This window comes from Actinokineospora spheciospongiae (assembly GCF_003182415.1).
Classification (GTDB): domain Bacteria; phylum Actinomycetota; class Actinomycetes; order Mycobacteriales; family Pseudonocardiaceae; genus Actinokineospora; species Actinokineospora spheciospongiae.
Genome location: NZ_QHCP01000015.1, coordinates 39,048 through 56,568 on the forward strand (window position 1 = coordinate 39,048; position 17,521 = coordinate 56,568).

The 17,521-nt window shown below is 66.9% G+C and carries 17 protein-coding genes and 2 pseudogenes; 10 read left to right on the plus strand and 9 right to left on the minus strand.

Annotation, left to right across the window (positions count from 1 at the left end; all coding sequences use genetic code 11):
* Positions 1-2 precede the first annotated feature (2 nt).
* Positions 3-479 carry an SsrA-binding protein SmpB gene (gene smpB, locus DFQ13_RS29130; RefSeq protein ID WP_035287633.1) on the plus strand — a complete coding sequence of 159 codons (477 nt, stop codon included), beginning with the start codon at positions 3-5 and terminating at the stop codon, positions 477-479.
* Positions 479-1,399 carry an amidohydrolase family protein gene (locus tag DFQ13_RS29135; RefSeq protein WP_084176279.1) on the plus strand — a complete coding sequence of 307 codons (921 nt, stop codon included), beginning with the start codon at positions 479-481 and terminating at the stop codon, positions 1,397-1,399. The genes smpB and DFQ13_RS29135 overlap by 1 nt, the downstream gene beginning before the upstream one ends.
* Here the strand turns inward: DFQ13_RS29135 and eccCb are convergent.
* The 3 genes and pseudogenes from eccCb to DFQ13_RS29155 form a co-directional block, all read right to left on the minus strand.
* Positions 1,400-4,681: pseudogene (gene eccCb / locus DFQ13_RS29140) on the minus strand (type VII secretion protein EccCb); the annotation flags it as partial.
* A gap of 247 nt (positions 4,682-4,928) precedes the next feature.
* Positions 4,929-5,564, minus strand: a pseudogene (locus DFQ13_RS36035) (caspase family protein); the annotation flags it as partial.
* Positions 5,565-5,566: 2 nt separating this feature from the next.
* Complete coding sequence (locus DFQ13_RS29155) at positions 5,567-5,929, minus strand: effector-associated constant component EACC1 (RefSeq protein ID WP_052021802.1); 363 nt, start codon at positions 5,927-5,929, stop codon at positions 5,567-5,569.
* A gap of 138 nt (positions 5,930-6,067) precedes the next feature.
* Between DFQ13_RS29155 and lon the strand changes: the two genes are divergently transcribed.
* Complete coding sequence (gene lon, locus DFQ13_RS29160) at positions 6,068-8,428, plus strand: endopeptidase La (RefSeq protein ID WP_110082086.1); 2,361 nt, start codon at positions 6,068-6,070, stop codon at positions 8,426-8,428.
* Positions 8,429-8,840: 412 nt separating this feature from the next.
* Here the strand turns inward: lon and DFQ13_RS29165 are convergent, their stop codons facing one another.
* Complete coding sequence (locus tag DFQ13_RS29165) at positions 8,841-9,239, minus strand: hypothetical protein (RefSeq protein ID WP_146241388.1); 399 nt, start codon at positions 9,237-9,239, stop codon at positions 8,841-8,843.
* Between the two features lie 760 nt (positions 9,240-9,999).
* On the opposite strand from DFQ13_RS29165, the gene DFQ13_RS29170 reads away from it, so the two are divergent.
* On the plus strand, positions 10,000-10,272 hold the full coding sequence (locus DFQ13_RS29170) for a resolvase (RefSeq protein WP_233438623.1): 273 nt from the start codon (positions 10,000-10,002) through the stop codon (positions 10,270-10,272).
* A gap of 65 nt (positions 10,273-10,337) precedes the next feature.
* A complete protein-coding gene (locus DFQ13_RS29175; protein WP_110082088.1) occupies positions 10,338-11,543 on the plus strand; it encodes a Shedu immune nuclease family protein in 1,206 nt (401 codons plus the stop codon).
* Between the two features lie 13 nt (positions 11,544-11,556).
* Here the strand turns inward: DFQ13_RS29175 and DFQ13_RS33335 are convergent, their stop codons facing one another.
* The 4 genes from DFQ13_RS33335 to DFQ13_RS29185 all read right to left on the minus strand — a co-directional run bounded on the left by DFQ13_RS33335 (position 11,557) and on the right by DFQ13_RS29185 (position 14,583).
* Complete coding sequence (locus DFQ13_RS33335; RefSeq protein WP_146241389.1) at positions 11,557-12,348, minus strand: hypothetical protein; 792 nt, start codon at positions 12,346-12,348, stop codon at positions 11,557-11,559.
* A gap of 172 nt (positions 12,349-12,520) precedes the next feature.
* A complete protein-coding gene (locus tag DFQ13_RS36040; protein ID WP_407643227.1) occupies positions 12,521-12,880 on the minus strand; it encodes a 4-fold beta flower protein in 360 nt (119 codons plus the stop codon).
* Positions 12,881-12,901: 21 nt separating this feature from the next.
* On the minus strand, positions 12,902-13,423 hold the full coding sequence (locus tag DFQ13_RS29180; RefSeq protein ID WP_233438624.1) for a flavoprotein: 522 nt from the start codon (positions 13,421-13,423) through the stop codon (positions 12,902-12,904).
* A complete protein-coding gene (locus tag DFQ13_RS29185) occupies positions 13,420-14,583 on the minus strand; it encodes a helix-turn-helix domain-containing protein (protein ID WP_181400197.1) in 1,164 nt (387 codons plus the stop codon). Before DFQ13_RS29185 ends, DFQ13_RS29180 begins: the two co-directional genes overlap by 4 nt.
* 353 nt (positions 14,584-14,936) lie before the next feature.
* Here DFQ13_RS29185 and DFQ13_RS29190 point away from each other — a divergent pair, with 353 nt between their 5' ends.
* From DFQ13_RS29190 to DFQ13_RS29205, 5 genes are all read left to right on the plus strand, one after another.
* Positions 14,937-15,284 (plus strand): recombinase family protein, encoded by a 348-nt coding sequence (locus tag DFQ13_RS29190; RefSeq protein ID WP_181400198.1) that lies wholly within the window; start codon positions 14,937-14,939, stop codon positions 15,282-15,284.
* A 107-nt stretch (positions 15,285-15,391) separates the two neighbouring features.
* Positions 15,392-15,529: a hypothetical protein gene (locus DFQ13_RS34200; protein WP_181400199.1), complete on the plus strand. Its 138-nt coding sequence runs from the start codon at positions 15,392-15,394 to the stop codon at positions 15,527-15,529.
* A 66-nt stretch (positions 15,530-15,595) separates the two neighbouring features.
* Entirely contained in the window at positions 15,596-15,916 is a 321-nt protein-coding gene (locus tag DFQ13_RS29195; RefSeq protein WP_110082091.1) for a hypothetical protein, read from the plus strand.
* Entirely contained in the window at positions 15,913-16,332 is a 420-nt protein-coding gene (locus tag DFQ13_RS29200) for a hypothetical protein (protein ID WP_110082092.1), read from the plus strand. Before DFQ13_RS29195 ends, DFQ13_RS29200 begins: the two co-directional genes overlap by 4 nt.
* A 19-nt stretch (positions 16,333-16,351) precedes the next feature.
* A complete protein-coding gene (locus DFQ13_RS29205) occupies positions 16,352-16,651 on the plus strand; it encodes a hypothetical protein (protein WP_110082093.1) in 300 nt (99 codons plus the stop codon).
* Between the two features lie 96 nt (positions 16,652-16,747).
* Here the strand turns inward: DFQ13_RS29205 and DFQ13_RS29210 are convergent, their stop codons facing one another.
* Positions 16,748-17,488, minus strand: a complete 741-nt coding sequence (locus tag DFQ13_RS29210) for a B3/B4 domain-containing protein (protein WP_110082094.1) — start codon at positions 17,486-17,488, stop codon at positions 16,748-16,750.
* Positions 17,489-17,521 lie beyond the last annotated feature (33 nt).

The following is a 17,521-nucleotide window of genomic DNA, read 5'->3' on the forward strand; positions in this document are numbered from 1 at the left end:
GCATGGTGAAGGAGCGCGGGAACAAGGTGATCGCGTCGAACCGCAAGGCGCGGCACGACTACTCGGTCGTCGACACGTACGAGGCGGGCATGGTCCTGGTCGGCACCGAGGTCAAGAGCCTGCGGGAGGGCCGGGCCTCGCTGGTCGACGCGTTCGCCACGGTCGACGACGGCGAGGTCTACCTGCGCAACCTGCACATCCCCGAGTACACGCAGGGCACCTGGACCAACCACGAGCCGCGGCGCACCCGCAAGCTGCTGATGCACAAGGGCGAGATCCTCCGGCTGATCGGCAAGATCAAGGAGTCCGGCTTGTCGCTGGTGCCGCTGTCGCTGTACTTCAAGGACGGCAAGGTGAAGGTCGAGCTGGCGCTGGCGAAGGGCAAGAAGTCCTACGACAAGCGCCAGGACCTGGCCAAGCGCGACGCCAACAAGGAGATCACCCGCTCGCTCGGGCGGGCGGCCAAGGGGATGCGCTGATGCGCGACGGGGACCTCGTCGGCCTGGCCCGCTCCCTCGGCGTCCCGGGCCTGGTCGACATCCACGTGCACTTCCTGCCGGACCAGGTCCAGCGCAAGGTCTGGCAGTACTTCGACGACGCCGAGCGCAACTACGGCCGGGCGTGGCCGATCCACTACCGCCTGCCGGTCCCGGAGCGGGTCGAGCTGCTGCGCTCGTTCGGCGTCGTCGCCTACGCCCCGCTGGTCTACCCGCACAAGCCGGGCATGGCCGCCTGGCTCACCGACTGGGTCACCGACTTCGCCGCCACCGTCCCCGAGGCCGTCCCCACGGCCACCCTCTACCCGGAACCGGGCGTCGTGTCCTACCTGGACGCGGCGGTCCGCGCGGGTGCCCGCTGCGTCAAGGCCCACGTCCAGGTCGGCGCCTACGACCCCCGCGACGCGCTACTGGACCCCGCCTGGGGGTTGCTCGCCGAGGCCGGGGTCCCGGTCGTCGTCCACTGCGGCCACGGCCCCCTCCCCGGGGAGCACACCGGCCTGCCCGTCTTCGAGGAGGTGCTGCGCCGCCACCCGGCGCTCACCGCCGTCCTCGCCCACGCCGGGATGCCGGAGCTGTCCCTCGCGCTGGACCTCCTCGACCGCCACCCCCGGGTCCACCTCGACACCACCATGGTCGGCGTCCCCTTCACCACCGACATCGCCCCGCTGCCCGCCGACTGGACCCGCAGGCTGGCCGACGTCGCCGACCGCGTGGTCTTCGGCACCGACTTCCCGAGCATCCCCTACGCCTACGCCGAGCAGGTCGCCGCCATCACCGGCTGGGCCGCCGCCCCCGGCCTCGGCGACCCGTTCCTGCGAGCCGTACTGCACGACAACGGTGCCCGGCTGCTCGGGATCGGGCAGGACGGTGCCCGGCAGCTCGGGCTGGAGCACGGCTGACGGGTCGGTCCACGCCACCTGCATCAGCTCCTGCCCGGACCGGCGGCTCACCAGCGTGCCCCGGCCGGGCGGCATCGGCGCGGGCTTGACCCGGCCCAGCAGGTGCCCCTCGTCCGGGCTGCCGCTCATCACCAGGCCGGGGGTGCCGAGTTCGCGCAGCCGCCCCAGCACCGGGTCGAACATCGCCCGGCCCGCCCCGCCGGTCCGCCGGACCAGCACCAGGTGCAGGCCGACGTCCTTGGCCTGGCCGAGGAATTCCACGATCGGGCCGAACGGGTTGGCCCCGGGGGTGGCGACCAGGTCGTAGTCGTCGACCAGGATGAACAGCTCCGGGCCGCGCCACCAGGACCGGTCGCTGAGCTGCTCCTGGGTGACGTCCGGGCCCGGCAGCCGCCTGAGCATCGAGCCGCGGACGTCCCGCATCATGTCGTCGAGTTGGGCGGAGGACACCGCGTAGGCGAGCAGGTGGTCGGTGCCCAGGAACCCCAGCAGGGTCCGCCGGTAGTCGACCAGGAGGATCACCGCCTCGCGGTCGGTGTACCGCTCGGTGATGCCGGTCATGATCGTGCGCAGCAGGTTCGTCTTGCCCGACTCCCCGTCGGCGAAGGCGACGAAGTGCGAGTCCGCCTCCAGGTCCAGGTGGACCGTGCGCAGCCGGATGTCCTGACCGATCGGGAACCGCCTGCCCGACCCCTCGTCCCCGGCCAGCGCGGACCGGTCGATGGTCGTCGGCAGCAACCGGGCCCGGGGGGCCCGCTCGCCGGTCCAAGCCGCGCCGACCGCCGCCACCGCCGCGCGCAGGGCCGTGCCCAGGTCCGCGGTGCCGCGGGAGCCGTCGACCCGGGGGAGGAACGCGCGGAAGTGGTGCCCGCCCGCGGTGACGCCCCGCCCCGGGGTCCGCTCCGGCACCGTCGCGGCGGTCCGCCGGTCGACCTCGGAGTCGTTCGGGTCGCCGAGCCGCAGCTCCAGCCGGGTGCCGACCAGGTCCTTGACCGCCGCCCGCAGCTCGGCCCAGCGGTTCACGGTCAGCACCAGATGCACGCCGTAGGTCAGGCCGCGGTTGGCGATGGTGGTGACCGCCTGCTCGACGTCCTCGAACTCCTGCCGCAGGTTCAGCCACCCGTCGACGACCAGGAACACGTCCGGCACCCCGGCGCCGCGGGCCTCGGCCATGGAGCCGAGGCCCGCGGCCAGGAACGACCGCTCGCGCTCGGCGAGCAGGTCGGTGAACTCGGTGGCGATCCGGCGCAGGCGGTCGGGGTCGGTGCGGCCCGCGACGTCGCCGACGTGCGGCAGCCCGGCCAGCGGGCCCAGCGTGCCGCCGCCGAGGTCCAGGCAGGAGAACCGGACCTCGTCGGGGGTGTGGGTGAGCGCGGCGGCCAGCACCAGCGTCCGCAGCAGCGTCGACTTGCCCGACTGCGGGCCGCCCGCGATCACGGCGTGGCCCGCGGCACCGGACAGGTCGGCGACGAGGAACTCGTACCGCTGCTCGTAGGGCCGGTCGACCACGCCCAGCGGCACGGTCAGCCCGCCGCCGTGGTCGCCTGCGCTGAGCCCGCGACCCGGTCGCGGCCCCAGGCCCGGCAGCGCCCTGTCCAGCGGGTCGGACTCGCGCAGCGGTGGCAGCCAGATCGGGGCCACCGGGGCGCCGGTGTCGGGCAGCACCGCCAGCACCCCCTCCAGCGTCGACCGCCCGGTGGCGCCACCGGAGACGTAGGCGGCCTTGAACCGGACCATGGTGCTCACGTCGGCGCGGAGGTAACCCGACCCGGGGACGGGCGGCAGCTCGTAGGCGTCCGGCACCCCCAGCACCGCGCGCGACTCCGCCGCCGAGAACGTCTTGAGCCCGACCCGGTACGACAGGTGCGAGTCGAGCCCGCGCAGCGCGCCCTCCTCCAGCCGCTGCGCGGCCAGCAGCAGGTGCATCCGCAGCGAGCGGCCGAGCCGCCCGATCGTGGTGAACACCTCGAGGAGGTCGGGCCGGGCGGTCAGCAGCTCGGAGAACTCGTCCACCACCACGAACAGCGCGGGCAGCGGCGGCAGGACGCGCCCGCCGCGGCGGGCCGCGTCGTAGTCGGCCACCTTGCCGAAACCGTGCCGCGCCAACAGCTCCTGCCTGCGGGAGACCTCACCGCGCAGCGCGGCGCCGAGCCGGTCGACCAGCGGCAGGTTGCGGTCGAGGTTGGTGACCGACGCGGCGACGTGCGGCGCGGTGCCCAGGTCGAGGAAGGTCGCGCCGCCCTTGAAGTCGATCAGCACGAAGCCCAGCTCGGTGGGCTTGTGGGTGGCCATCATGGCGAGCACCAGGGTGCGCAGGAACTCCGACTTCCCGGAGCCGGTCGCGCCCACGCAGATCCCGTGCGGGCCCATGCCGCCCTCGGCGGCCTCCTTGATGTCCAGCTCGACCGGGTCGCCGTGCCCGTCGACCCCGAACGCCACCCGGTAGCGCAGTTCCGGCGGCCTCTCGGGTGACCGCGCGGTGGCGCCCGCGTCCGGCAGGCCCAGCAGGTCGAGCAGCGCGGGGTTCGACAGCAGCGGGTCGGGGACCGTCGTCTCCTCCTCGGCCGGGGCGGGTTCCGGCCCGGCCATCCTGGCCAGCCGGGCGGCGACGGCGTTGATCTCCTCCTCGGTCTGGTCGTGCTCCTGCACGGCGGTGAGGAACGGGCGCCCGTCGCAGAGGCCCCAGCCCGCGGTCCTGGGCAGGCTCGCCGACAGCTCCGGGTGGTGGGACTCGCGCGGGTCGTCGAGGCCCAGTTCGATCCGGCCGCGCAGCAGGCTCCTGATCTCCGGCGGCACCTCCGACCAGGTGCGCGCGGTGAGCACCACGTGCACGCCCCGGCCCAGGCCGGTGCCCGCGATCCGCCGCACGTCCTCGGCGACGCCGCGGGTGTGGAACCGGTCCCAGCCGTCCACCACCAGGAACAGGTCGGCGTGGTCGCCCGGGGGCAGCGCGTTGCGGTGGCGCAGCTCGCGGTAGTGGTGCGTCAGCCGGATCGAGCCCGCGCGGAAGAGCCGGTCGCGGAACTCGATCGTGGCCAGCACGTGCGCCAGCGCCGCCCGCACGCCCTCGGTGTCCGAGGGCGCCACCACCCGGTCGACGTACGGGGTGTCGGCCAGGTCGGCGAGCTGCCCGCCCCCGTCCAGGCAGACGAACCGCACCTCGGCGGGGGAGCGGCCGGTGCGCAGCCCGCCGATCAGGGTGCGCAGCAGCGTCGACTTGCCCGACCAGATCCGGCCCACCACGCACACGTGCCCGTCCGGGCCGGCCAGGTCGAGCCGCACCAGGTCGTCGCCGCGCGGTGGCCCGGTGCGCCTGCCCGATCGGCACCCGCAGCGCGCGGGCCGCCGCCGGGTCGTCCCTGGCGACCAGCTCGGCCAGCCGGGGCGAGGCGGTGGTCTCGTCGACCGCCAGCCGCCGGGTGCGCGCCCCGGCGACCTTGAACTCGCCCAGGCCGTGGTTGAGCCGGTGCGGGCGCTGCACCCGGCCGTCGGCGCGCGGCTTGCGCAGCTCGCGGTCGAGGAAGTCGTACAGGTCGTCGGCGCTGATCTCGTCGGAGCCGGGGCGGGCGGCGGCCCCGGTCTCCAGGCCCGCGATGAGGGCGTCGGTGAACACCGAGTACGGGGTGCTGTTGCCGAAGACCACCCGCTCGTCCTCGAACGCCGGGTCGAGGGCGTTGGTGGCGGTGATGACGAACGTGCCCTCGCCGAGCGCGCTGACGTCGACCGCCGCCCCCGACTTGGCCACCGCGCCGGGGGCGAACGAGCCGCTGTAGCAGCAGTCCAGGACCACCGCCTTGAACCGGGCCTGGCACTCGCGCAGCAGCCGCTGCACCAACACCGCCGGGATCGAGGTGGAGTACGGGCGGTCCTGGCGGGTGTCGGTGGTGGCGAAGAAGAGCTGGTTGTCCGCGTTCTTGATGCCGTGGCCGGACAGGTAGAGCAGCACGTGGTCGTCGACGCCCCGGTCGGCGAACAACTCCTCGATCTCGCGCTCGACGACGGCCTTGCGCTCGTCGATGAGCGCGGTGGCGGCGAACCCGCCGATGTCGGGGTCGTTGAGCAGCTCCGAGAGCTGCCGGGTCTCCCTGCCCGGCGCCTGCAGCGTGGGCAGCGCGGGGTCCTGGTAGCGGGAGGTCCCGATCAGCAGCGCTCTGCGCTCGGCCACGGCTACTCCCCCGGTTCGGCCTCGGCGGCGATGCGCAGGGCCTCGGCGGTCTCCCCGGCGGTGGCGGCGGTGATGGTGATCTTCTTGCCGTTCACCTCGACGGTGACCGAGCGCGCCTTGGACCGCTCCAGGAACTGGACGACCGTGCGGTGCACCACCAGCAGGCTGCCCGGCACCGCCCCGCCGACGAGCAGTTCGCCGATGGTCTGCGCGAGGCCGGACTTGCTGCCCGGGGCGCCCGCGGCGGTGCCCCGGGAAACCGTGCCGACCCGGGCGGCGCGCAGGTCGTCGGCGAGGCCGTCGGTCAGCCGGTCCAGCGTCGCCGGGGTGCCCTCCGCGTCGATGTGCAGGGTGAGGTCGCTCATCAGGGCCGCTCCTAGTCCGGTTTGTCGATCACAGGTATACCGCGTTCCGCGCTCGCTCACGGCGAACACGAGGGGGGAACAGCACCGGGCTCAGGGAGGTTGAGCTGATCAGACTCAACTTCTTGGAGAGTGATCCGCATGTCCGAGGCTCTGACGCTGCCGGTGCTCCCGCTGGACGACACGGTCCTGCTGCCCGGCATGGTCGTCCCCATCCAGCTCACCGGCGGCGACAACGCGAACGAGGCCCGCGCCGCCGTCGAGGCCGCCCGCTCCGGCGGCGAGCCCGCCCGGGTGGTCCTGGTGCCCCGGCTGGACGGCAGGTACGCGCGGGTCGGCACGCTGGCCGTGGTCGAGCAGGTCGGCAGGCTGCCCGGCGGGCAGCTCGCCGCCGTCGTCCGCGGCACCGGCCGGGTGCGCATCGGCGCGGGCACCACCGGCCCCGGCGCCGCGCTGTGGGTGCAGGTCGAGACGCTGGACGAGGTCGTCGACGAGCGGGTGCCCGAGCTGGCCCGCGACTACAAGGACCTGGTCACCCGCATCCTGCAGCAGCGGGGCGCGTGGCAGGTCGTCGACAGCGTGGCCTCGGTGGACGACCCGTCGGCGCTGGCCGACCTCGCCGGGTACGCCACCTACGTCTCCGACGAGAACAAGGTCTGGCTGCTGGAGACCACCGACGTCGCCGAGCGGCTGGCCCGGCTGCTGGAGTGGGGCCGCGAGCACCTGGCCGAACTCGACGTCAACGAGACCATCCGCAAGGACGTGCGGGAGGGGATGGAGAAGCAGCAGCGGGAGTTCCTGCTGCGCCAACAGCTCACCGCCATCCGCAAGGAACTGGCCGAGCTGGACGGCAAGCCCGCCTCCGAGGAGCAGGACTACCGCGCCCGCGTCGAGGCCGCCGACCTCCCGGAGAAGGTCCGCGACGCCGCGCTGGCCGAGGTCGACAAGCTGGAGCGCACCTCCGAGCAGTCCCCCGAGGTCGGCTGGATTCGCACCTGGCTCGACACCGTGCTCGACCTGCCGTGGACCACGCGCACCGAGGACTCCTACGACATCCCCGGCGCCCGCGCCGTCCTCGACGCCGACCACGCGGGCCTCGACGACGTCAAGGACCGCATCATCGAGTACCTGGCCGTGCGCAAGCGCCGCGACGAGCGCGGCCTGGGCGTGGTCGGCGGCCGCCGCTCCGGCGCGGTCCTGGCCCTGTCCGGCCCGCCCGGGGTCGGCAAGACGTCGCTGGGCGAGTCGGTGGCCCGCGCCATGGGGCGCGAGTTCGTCCGCGTCGCCCTGGGCGGCGTCCGCGACGAGGCCGAGATCCGCGGCCACCGCCGCACCTACGTCGGCGCCCTCCCCGGCCGCATCGTGCGGGCGATCAAGGAGGCGGGCACGATGAACCCGGTCGTCCTGCTCGACGAGATCGACAAGGTCGGCTCGGACCACCGCGGCGACCCCACCGCCGCCCTGCTGGAGGTCCTGGACCCGGCGCAGAACCACACCTTCCGCGACCACTACCTGGAGGTCGAACTCGACCTGTCCGACGTGGTGTTCCTGGCCACGGCGAACGTCGTCGAGTCCATCCCGGCCCCGCTGCTCGACCGCATGGAGCTGGTGCGGCTCGACGGGTACACCGAGGACGAGAAGGTCACCATCGCCGCCGACCACCTGCTGCCCAGGCAACTGGAGCGGGCCGGGCTCACCGCGGAGGAGGTCTCGGTGTCCCGGGACGCCCTGCGCCTGCTGGCGGGGGAGTACACCCGGGAGGCGGGCGTGCGGCAGCTCGAGCGCTCCATCGCCCGCGTCCTGCGGAAGGTGGCGGCGCGGCTGGCGCTGGGCTCCTCGGAGCTGCCCCTGCGGGTGGACGCGGCGGACCTGCGCACCCACCTCGGCAGGCCCCGCCACACCCCGGAGTCCGCCGAGCGCACCGGGGTCCCCGGCGTCTCCACGGGCCTGGCCGTCACCGGCGCGGGCGGCGACGTCCTCTTCGTGGAGGCGTCGCTGGCCGAGCCCGGCACCGGCGCCGCGGGGGTGACGCTGACCGGCCAGCTCGGCGAGGTCATGAAGGAGTCGGCGCAGATCGCCCTGTCCTACCTGCGCTCGCACGGCGCGGAGCTGAACCTGCCCACGGCCACCCTGGCCGACCGGGGGGTCCACATCCACGTCCCGGCGGGCGCGGTCCCCAAGGACGGCCCCAGCGCGGGCGTCACCATGACCACGGCCCTGGCCTCGCTCCTGTCCGGCCGCCCGGTCCGCTCCGACGTGGCCATGACCGGCGAGGTCTCCCTCACCGGCCGGGTGCTCCCGATCGGCGGCGTCAAGCAGAAGCTGCTGGCCGCCCACCGGGCGGGCATCACCACGGTCCTGCTGCCCCACCGCAACGAACCGGACATGGACGACGTCCCCGACGCCGTCCGCGAAGCACTCACCATCCACTTCGTCACCGACGTCCGAGAGGCGGTGGAGCTCGCCCTGGAGGAGGACAGGGCGGCGGTCCTGGCGGCGTGAGAACGGCAGCGCGGGCCGACACCACCCGGTGTCGGCCCGCGCTGCCGCGTTTCCCCACGATTCACACGCTCAGGATGAAATGCATTCGCGTGTGACCGGAAGTCGCCACCCCGGCTCGCGGTGCAGGTGAGCGCGGCACCGTTCAACGGCACGGGAAATGGCGAAATGCAAGGTGCTCCACACGATGGTGTGGCTGCGGTCGCCGGTCATTCTGTTGCGGCCGACTGCACGCTTGACTGCACGTGCACCGGCAATGACGCCAGGACACGAGGAAACCGCAAGTGCGGTGACGGCCGTCCTTTCCGCCGGCAGGGCAAACCGGACGGCCGTCACCTCCCGAGCAGGGGGTGGTCTGCTGTTGCCAACACCAGCAGCAGGCTGCCCCCGCCCCCCTCGGGTTTTCTCCCGGCAGTCAGTGACGCCACTGCCAGAAGAGTCGAATCCAGTTGGTCAGCACGATCGCCCCGAGCGTCGGAGCCACGGCGGGCAGTGTTCCTGGCGCCAGCCACTGGAACAGCAGCAGGAAGGACACCGCCAGGACGCCCATGGCCACCGACTTCCACACGAAGGCCGTCGTGGAAACCGGCCCGTGGGTCGTCACCCGCTCCACCCGCCGCAGCCAGTCCTGCACGTCGGGTCGGTCGTACCGCCTGCCGCAGGAGTGCCGCAGGTGGTCCAACTCTCCCCAGGCCAGCAGTTCCGGCAGGGAAACGGTGTCGTCGTCGGCGCCCCTTCGTGGCGACGACCACGATCCGGGGACGTGCGCATGATCATCTGGAACTTCTTCGGGAAAGCCTTGTAGTGTGGCCATCGGCCGCGTTGCTCCTTCGTTCCTATCCACTGGACGTCGAACTTGGCGCGGCCGCCAGAAGGGGCGCGGTGTCCTGGGCTGCCACCCGGGGCGCCGTGCCTTTTCCCTTCCTGGGACGCTCCACCTGAAGAATGCACGAGACGCGAGACCGATTCCAATCCAAACCCGGGATTGCGCCCAATGGCGTCCACAACACGTTCAGCGGTCGACCATTGTCCGGGTTGCTCTCGATCCCGTTTCACTGCACGACACACACTACCGCGCAAGGAAGCGCCGACACACCGGGGATCGTCACACGATTGGGTGCAGCTGAAAGCGGCTGGCCGATTAGTCGAGCGGTTCCACCGCGTCGAGGCCAGTCGCCGTACCCGGGCCACGTTCCAGACCGGACGGGCATGATGTGTTTGCTTATTGAACAGTCAGGTTCCTCGGCGCAACCGACGAGCGCAACGCCCAGAAACGATTACCACCCGATCGAGCGGCAACCAAACCGGCAGCTCCCGCATCACGACGCCTCGCGGCCCGCCCATCCGTCGGACCGACAAGGACCCTCGCCCAATCGGACCGCCCCGGAACGTCCCCCACCCAACCGGACCACCCCGGAACGCAACACACCGCACTGTGGGGGTCTGGGGGGTCGCCCCCCAGGGAAAACGACGACCGACCTGGTTCGCGCTTTCCGCGAACACAGGTCGGCCGAGGTCGTCTCGTGGAACTCCTCCGACGGTACATGAACCGTCCCGACCTCCTGGGACCGCTGGTGGCCGTCCTGCGGCGGATCAACGATCCGTCCGACGATGCCCAGGAGACGGTGACAACCATCCAGGGGAGGACAGCCTTGCCTCGGCGCACCCTCACCGAACGTGAGATCGCAGACTTGATTGTGGCCTACCGGGCGGGGGTGACTGCACCACAGTTGGCTGCTCGACTGGGCGTGCACACCAGTACGATCAAGAAGAAGTTGTTGAAGTTTGGAGTGAGGAGGAATGGTGAACACTTGTTAAGGGGTATGCAAGCGGAAGGAAAGTCGTAGCCGTACACTGAACGGCAGACCTTGTATCTTCCTCAGCTACCACCGAATGTGAAATAATATTCAACATGGCAGAATTTTCAATAAACTTCATTGCGTTCGAAACCGAATTCCTCGTTGAGAACGCTGACTTCTCTGTGCTTGAAATTCGAGACGGCGGCAAAGGTAACGGATTTAAGTACTTTTATAACACGGAGACACGCAGTTTGGTGACAGACTTTGTGCTTGCGGACAGTCAACGCGTGTCAACACTATGTCAAGTTACAATAATCGAAAAAGAGGGCAAACTTACACCACGCATTCGTCTATGGAAGCGCGACAAGTCTAAAAGTGGCAAAGTTGCAGTGGAGCATGTGGCCCCGCTAGACGGGACTACCAAAATGATCAAGGCTACTGTAGACACGGACTCCGCGCATGAGAACTTCTGGAAGGTCATACACTATTTGCAGAGCGTCTCGGACCTTTCATTTCCTAAGAGTGGCTTTCGTGTTGTCGAGTCCGACGAAGCCGAGTTGCTTAAGAGCTTTCAAGGAAAAGATAAAGAGACAATTCTCGACGCGGTTCGCATAACGCTCGGGTCTTCCTTAACTGAAGCCGACCTCCACCTTTTGGGGAATCGCAAGAGCCAACTAGATATATTCGAACGCCTTCTCGCCGATGGACAGTTTTTTGAGAGCGAAAAAAAGCGACTTTCGGCCCGAGGGCCTGAAGCAGTGTGGCAGCATTTCTTTGAAACGAACCCTTGGATCTTCGGCTATGGACTTTCACTAATCTCATGTCAGCCACTTGATGACGAGAAACTGGAACAGATCACGGCTGGCGCGAATATTTTTACAGGTGCGGGAAAGAGAGCAGACGCCGTGCTGCGCTCCAGGGGCTACATCAGCAGCCTAGCCTTTTGCGAGATTAAGACGCATGCAAGTCCCCTACTTAAGCGATCTGCTTATCGGCCGCCGGATGTATACCAGCCTTCAGATGACGTAGTCGGGGGAATCGCCCAAGTCCAGAAAACGGTAAATAAGGCTATTCAGCTAGTGACGAGATCGCTACACGACATCTACGAAGATGATGGAACGCCTACGGGAGTAAGTGTCTCTACAATCCGGCCACGGCAGATCCTTGTTATCGGTCACCTCAACCAGTTCAAGACCCAAGCTGGAATAAATCCAGAACAATTGTCGTCGTTCGAACTCTTTCGAACGTCGATTAGAGACGTAGAGGTAGTGACATTCGACGAACTCTACGAGCGGGCGTGCTTTATCGTGGCGAACTGATCAGCTTCTCTACTCACAGCATCTCTGCCACACGCAAAAATATCTCGCCAGTTCTTGCAGCGTGCTGGCGCTTGCGTCGCAGTGCTTCAGGAAAAGAGACACGGTCTTCGAGTACGAGTGTGAGGTCGTAACCATCCATTAGGAGAACCCTCGGACGGCCCGATCCGCCAAGACCCAGGGCACTTGGCTGGAACCCGTTCATTGAGAAAAACAACCCAAGCGTATTGTCAAGTTTCCGTTGAACCTTCATGTTGAATGTATCTAGATCTGCAAGCGGAGTAAGGGCTTTACGCCATTTTGCCTCGAATAGATACTCCCCGTTTTCGAACGTGAAAGCGCCATCCAATTGCTCGCCGTAGATACGAAACGATCCCTTCGTGTCAACATCGTATAGCGCAAATAGGTCAGTCAGAAGGGTTTCGAGCGCGTATCCGCGTTTCTGCTCATCCTGAGTTTGCAGAGATTTAAACGTGGAATTGAGCTGTTGCAGCTTCTCGGTCATTGTCTGAGCGTTCTCCGCGCGTGCTTTTTCTGTCTCGCGCCGCCGCGTCGCCTCTTCTTGCTCTGACCTCAGCGCTCGGTAACGTTCAGTTTGTTTTCTCAGTGTGTTGAGAGCGTCGACAGCTTCATCGTACTTCTTCTTTCCGTCCTCAAGAACTTTAAGGTGGGCTGGATCTTCGATGTCGCTGACCGCGAGAAGCAAGTCTAGAAGCATCTCAAAATACTTATGCTGATCAGCCGCCAACAGATCGACAAGCTCAGCCACAATCTGTCGCTTATACGCGGCCCAGTTCAAGCTGGCCACCAGAGAACGGTCACCAAGGCAAGTATTCAAGAACGCTCGAAGGTCATCTTTGTACCAGTATGTGAGTCGCAAAGCTTCTTTCAGCGGATGAAGTACAGCTGGGTTGACTCGGCGACTAGACATGGCCCTATTATACGCCACTGAGAGCCTAACGTCTGCTCCTTTAAACGGGTTACGCTCCGGCGATCAAGAACTCACGAAGGTCGAGCTGTGACGAACCGAGAGAAAGGACGGGTCTCACGCTAGGCACAGATCGAATACTCTTGATCGATCGTATGGATTTGATCGACTTGATAGGCGAAATGCTGCGGACTACGGGACATCGCTGTCCGATGAACCCTACGCGCGATCCGCTACCGTCGTAGACAATACCGTCTTGCCACCAACCGAGATGGCATCCATTCCAGCCGAACACTCGACCGTCTGAGATATAGGCTACCGCCTGACCATCCCAAGTGTAAATAGTCTCCCCGTCGCTTGCGATATAAGCCTGGGGTGTACCATTCTTGTTGTAAAGTGTCGTTTCCACCATACCCTCTTCTCGCTTCTCATTTTACTTTAATTGTGCATTCCGCAAAGAAGTCCACTTCCACTTTTCCTTATTTTGCGCTGGTCGCACCAACTCATTCTCCAACACCCGCACACCCCACCCAGCCAGCTTGCGCAAGCTGTCACCGAATGCTGGATGCGCCGCCAGCGCCGCCTTAGCGTATGGCACCACCGTCACTGGCAGCTTCAGCCCAATGGCTTCGTTGAGCGTGCCCAAGGCGACGTTGTCGGAGATACCACCCGCCCACTTGTTGATCGTGTTGAACGTCGCGGGCACCACCAGGATGGCATCGGCCTTGGGCAAGCTGCGTCCGTCGTCCGGTGACCGGGGATGGCTGCGCACTGGATAGCCGGTCTGCTCAGCTAGCGCCGCTGTGTCGACCCACTCGGCCGCAGTCGGGGTGAGCAGCACGCAAACCGTCCAGCCCTCCGCCTGGAGCAGCGTTATCAACGTGCCCAGGTCGCGGACGGGTGGCGCGGCACAACCGACGACGTAGAGCACTTGCTCCGATTGGTCGCCGCTCACCGCTGGACCCCGGCACGTTCAGCCAGGGCACGCAGGCCCGGCGTGGCACTGCGCTTCTCCCGTCCGAGCAGCGTCCCGATCAGAGACACGGCCCCGATGTTGCGGCTGACAACCTCCTTGGCGACACGTTCGGCTTCCAGAAGGTGAAGCACCGCCAACCCGTCTTGCTCAACACTGGCTGCTGCTCGCGCCAGGTCGATATGCACCTGGGAGCGGCGACCAAGCAGGGCTGACGGGAGGCCGTCAGTGTCAATCGCGGCCCCGAGCTGGTGGGCACGTTCGGGCTGGCCGAGGTACATCGCCACCGACACACCGTGGAGGGCGACATTGGTCGGTCCGAAGCCAGTCCAGAGCCAGTTACCTTCACCGCCCAGCACGACAGCCAGGTCTCCGGCTGTTCGGAGGTGGGCTTCGGCATCTTGCGCATCACCGCGGCGGCCAGCCAGTACGGCTGAGAGCAACGTCAGTGCACCTCGGGTCGAAATGGCAGCGGGGTCGTTTGCGCTATCCGAAGCCAGGCGAGCCGCTGACTCTCCGGCCACCTGTTCGGCAGCGTCAGTATCTCCACCGCGGAGCAGCGCACAGCCCACTTGGTACTGGGCGGCCCCAACCAAGGGCGCCGATGCTGCGGACTCAGCCGCTCGCAAGGCTCGGTCGGCCGCCACCCAAGCCAAGCTGCTGTCACCCAGCTTGGTTGCCAGTTTGGCCACAGCAATGTAGGCCGCTGCCTGCGCAGCATCGGCGGCCTGTTCCCGGTGGAGCCAAGCCACGAGTGGCGGGAGGTAGCGGGCGGCTGCGTCGTAGTCGGCGCGCTGGTAGAGCTGGTGCGCCGTGGTGACCGCTGTCTTGGCGTCGGCCACGGCTGGTAGCTCGCCCATGCCGCTGCCGCTCAGCACAACTTGACGCAGGTCCGCCAAGACCGTTCCCGACGTTGCTGGTGCGAGCAAAGATGGTTGCGAAGACTCCAACAGCGCCCGCAGGGCATCGCTGGAGATGCCCAGTGCTTCCGCCAACCGCAGCCGGGCGCGCGGGCGCGGTATGGACTGTCCACTCTCCCAGCGCCGCACCGTCAAGGGGTTGACGCCCAGGCGCTCGGCGAGCGCTTCCTGTGTGAAGCCAGCGCTTCGCCGCTGGTCTGCCAACCGCTTCCGACTGGTCACGAAGCATCCCCTATGCCGTCTCAGGCGGCACGGTCCCGCCCTGGTAAACGGTAATGCACAGGGCATCGGTCGGATGGCGCCGAATGCGACAGATGTACGACAAATGTACGGAGTAACTTTCTGTCACTGTCCGTTACGTTCCGCAAGAGTGACGTCAAGGCACCCGCCGCCCTTTAACCCCGCCTCCGGGCGGCGGGTGCCGCCCTCACCTCCGAGCCAAGGAGTCGAGTCGGATGCCGTCGCGTCAGGTTGCCAGTTCGCCGCACCGCCGTAGCCCGCACACCAGGCAGGGGGCGGCCGGGCCGCCTGCCTTCTTGGAGGTCGCACCCCCGGCGGAGGTGGTGTTCGGTTACGTGCGCAGTGTCAGTGACCGGCCGGGCTACGTGGAGGGCTGCAAGGAGACGCTTGCCGGGTGGTGTGCCCGGGAGGGCTGGGAGCTGTGGACGGTGTTCACCGACATCTGCTCGGGTGTGCTGGAGGCCGACGAGCGGCCGGGTTTCACGGGCCTGCTTGACGCCCTCGACATGCACCAGGCGGTGGCCGTGGTGGTGGTCGACGGTGGCCACTTGTCACATCGGGTGGGGGTGGTGGCCTCGCTGGTGCGGGAGCTGGTGCTGCGAGGCATCGAGCCGTGGGTGATGGACGGCGGCTTGCCCCCGGACGTTGAGCGGGTGTTGTCCGGTCGCCAGTCGCGGGCCTAGAGCGCCGGTGCGGGGTCATGCCGCCTGGCACGTCGGAGAGAAAGCCACCACCGCCCGAGAAGGCCGTACCAGTCACGGTGTCGCTGACCCTCACGGAGCTGGCGGCTATGGCACGGGCGGCCTGGGTGGTGACCTCCCTGGGGGAGCCGCGGGAGGTCAACGGGGCGGACAGCGCCATTCGCAAGCTGCGCCAGGCCGCGAAGGCCCACCCCGCACTACCGGAGCGGTTGGGCGAGCAGTCGTAGGCCAACGCCGCGTTCTGACTCCCCCTCCTGCTGACTTATTCCTTGCTACAGAACGGATGTACTCCCATGACTGACCCGAACGACATGCCCTTCACTGCCGCTGAGTCGGACAACCCCTGGAGAGATGACCAGGTGCTCTTGGGTGGTCTGACTCAGGTCAACGTGGCCTTGTCCACCTACCTGGAACACCTCATCCGGGAGCACACCGAGGGGGAAGCCCCCTTGTCGGCGTCGGTGGTGGGCGCCTTGGGCATTTCCCTGATCGAGGTCGGCATGGCGCTCACGGGTCGGGTGGTCAACGCCTTGCCCAAGGACATGCCCGCGCCGGTCTTCCCAGACCCGGCCACCATGCCGAAGAACCGACAACACCCGGGTAGTCCGACGTGACCCGCCACGACGGCAGCCAGGCCGCGGCCGTGCCGGTGGCGGAGCTGCTGCGCCGCGTTGCCGAACAGGGCTACGCCCTGCGGCTCAACTGGCGGGACAAGGACTACGGCCTCGACGGCCTGATCTTGGACGCCAAGCGGGACGACTGCCCGACGGGCTTCTTCCCGAGACTGCGAGACGACCGCACCGTGGTGGACGAACAGCCACACAATGGGACTTGTTCGCAAGTCCCGTCCGAACGTACGCAACCCACTTCCGAACACGAGCTGGCCGACGAAGCGCCGGAGGGCCGGGAGCTGCTGCCGAAGCGGCGCCCCGGCCTAACGGTGATTCCGCCGCGTGTGGGGCCGAGCGAGTACATGGAGGACGTGGGCTTCATGGGACAGGTACTCGACGGACTCCGCAAGTGGGCGTGAGGGAACGGGAGTAGGTGCCATGACCGGAGGCAGGAAGCGCCGGAAGAACCGGAACCGCTCGGAGCCGTACCGCAGGCTGGCCATTGCCCTCACGATGGACTTTGGGGTGCTGGTGCTGATCCGGTTCAACCGGACCTCGCGGCGGTTCACCTGCATTTGGGGCGAAGGGCCGGAAGAGGAGGCCATGCGGAAGAGGGCTGCCGACTACGTCGGCAGCATCCCGCAGTTGGAACTTGATGGGGTAGTGTGGGTGCGGTCGGGGGAGTTGTTGGCGGCGGTTAATCAGGTAGGGGTTAGCTTAGTAAGTGGGATGTGGTGAAAAGCAAAAACGAGAATAATTCAAAAACAGCACTTGGCTGGACTTGTCGCTGGTACGACGCCTCCGGCCAAGTGCTGCTTGTCGTCCCTAAATAAGCTAGACCATGAAACCGGGCTCGTTGTCTTGAAGCTCCGTAGAAGGAGTTTCAGGCTCGATGACTGACATTATCAGAGTTTCACAATGCGGGCGCAGAAGCTCTGCCAAATCATTCTGCGCCTGCTGCATACGCTCATTTGACACTGCTTCGGCGGATATTCGCTCCATAAGAAATACGACAGACCGCGAGTCTTCGGTGACTTTCGTTAGATCAGAGTCACGGTAATTCCAGTGGCGGGTGAGAACAGTACTTCCCTGTGCATAGACAACTTCTGTAGTGGTGGGTTCTTCGTTCGTTTCGGGTTCTCCGAGTGGTGTGAAATGGTCGCCACCTTGTCCGAAACGAATCGTGACCGGCCCTGAGATTTTGTCCAGGTCGAAAGCGCCCGAGGGTGCGCCGTAGAGAACAGAGATCAGATTGTAAGCATTGACGGCACTGTTGATCCTCGGCAACTTGGCGTTTTTGGTGAGTCGGCGACTCAAAGCGTCGACACTCGGCCGATTTCGGTTCGGATTGGTGCCGAAGGATCGGTAGGCATCGTGCCATGAAGCGATGGGCGCATCGCTCTTTTCAAGGGGTTGCCAAGTTCCCGAAGCAACCTGCGCCTCCAAATCCGCGATGCGCGTTTCGACAGCGTCCCACACCTCGCCATTACGAAGACCAGTCACCGTAACAAACCGGATTTGAGCATTCGGGTAGGCTTGGCTTACTTCAGGTGACAATGTGAAAGTGTGTTTCATAGTTATTTCCTCCTGTGTGTGCCATTGATAGGC

Bases quoted from the DNA above. Each gene is read 5' to 3' on its own strand.
- smpB (WP_035287633.1), top strand. From the start codon at position 3: ATGGTGAAGGAGCGCGGGAACAAGGTGATCGCGTCGAACCGCAAGGCG.
- DFQ13_RS29135 (WP_084176279.1), top strand. From the start codon at position 479: ATGCGCGACGGGGACCTCGTCGGCCTGGCCCGCTCCCTCGGCGTCCCG.
- DFQ13_RS29155 (WP_052021802.1), bottom strand. From the start codon at position 5,929: ATGAGCGACCTCACCCTGCACATCGACGCGGAGGGCACCCCGGCGACG.
- lon (WP_110082086.1), top strand. From the start codon at position 6,068: ATGTCCGAGGCTCTGACGCTGCCGGTGCTCCCGCTGGACGACACGGTC.
- DFQ13_RS29165 (WP_146241388.1), bottom strand. From the start codon at position 9,239: ATGGCCACACTACAAGGCTTTCCCGAAGAAGTTCCAGATGATCATGCG.
- DFQ13_RS29175 (WP_110082088.1), top strand. From the start codon at position 10,338: ATGGCAGAATTTTCAATAAACTTCATTGCGTTCGAAACCGAATTCCTC.
- DFQ13_RS36040 (WP_407643227.1), bottom strand. From the start codon at position 12,880: ATGGTGGAAACGACACTTTACAACAAGAATGGTACACCCCAGGCTTAT.
- DFQ13_RS34200 (WP_181400199.1), top strand. From the start codon at position 15,392: ATGGCACGGGCGGCCTGGGTGGTGACCTCCCTGGGGGAGCCGCGGGAG.
- DFQ13_RS29195 (WP_110082091.1), top strand. From the start codon at position 15,596: ATGACTGACCCGAACGACATGCCCTTCACTGCCGCTGAGTCGGACAAC.
- DFQ13_RS29205 (WP_110082093.1), top strand. From the start codon at position 16,352: ATGACCGGAGGCAGGAAGCGCCGGAAGAACCGGAACCGCTCGGAGCCG.
- DFQ13_RS29210 (WP_110082094.1), bottom strand. From the start codon at position 17,488: ATGAAACACACTTTCACATTGTCACCTGAAGTAAGCCAAGCCTACCCG.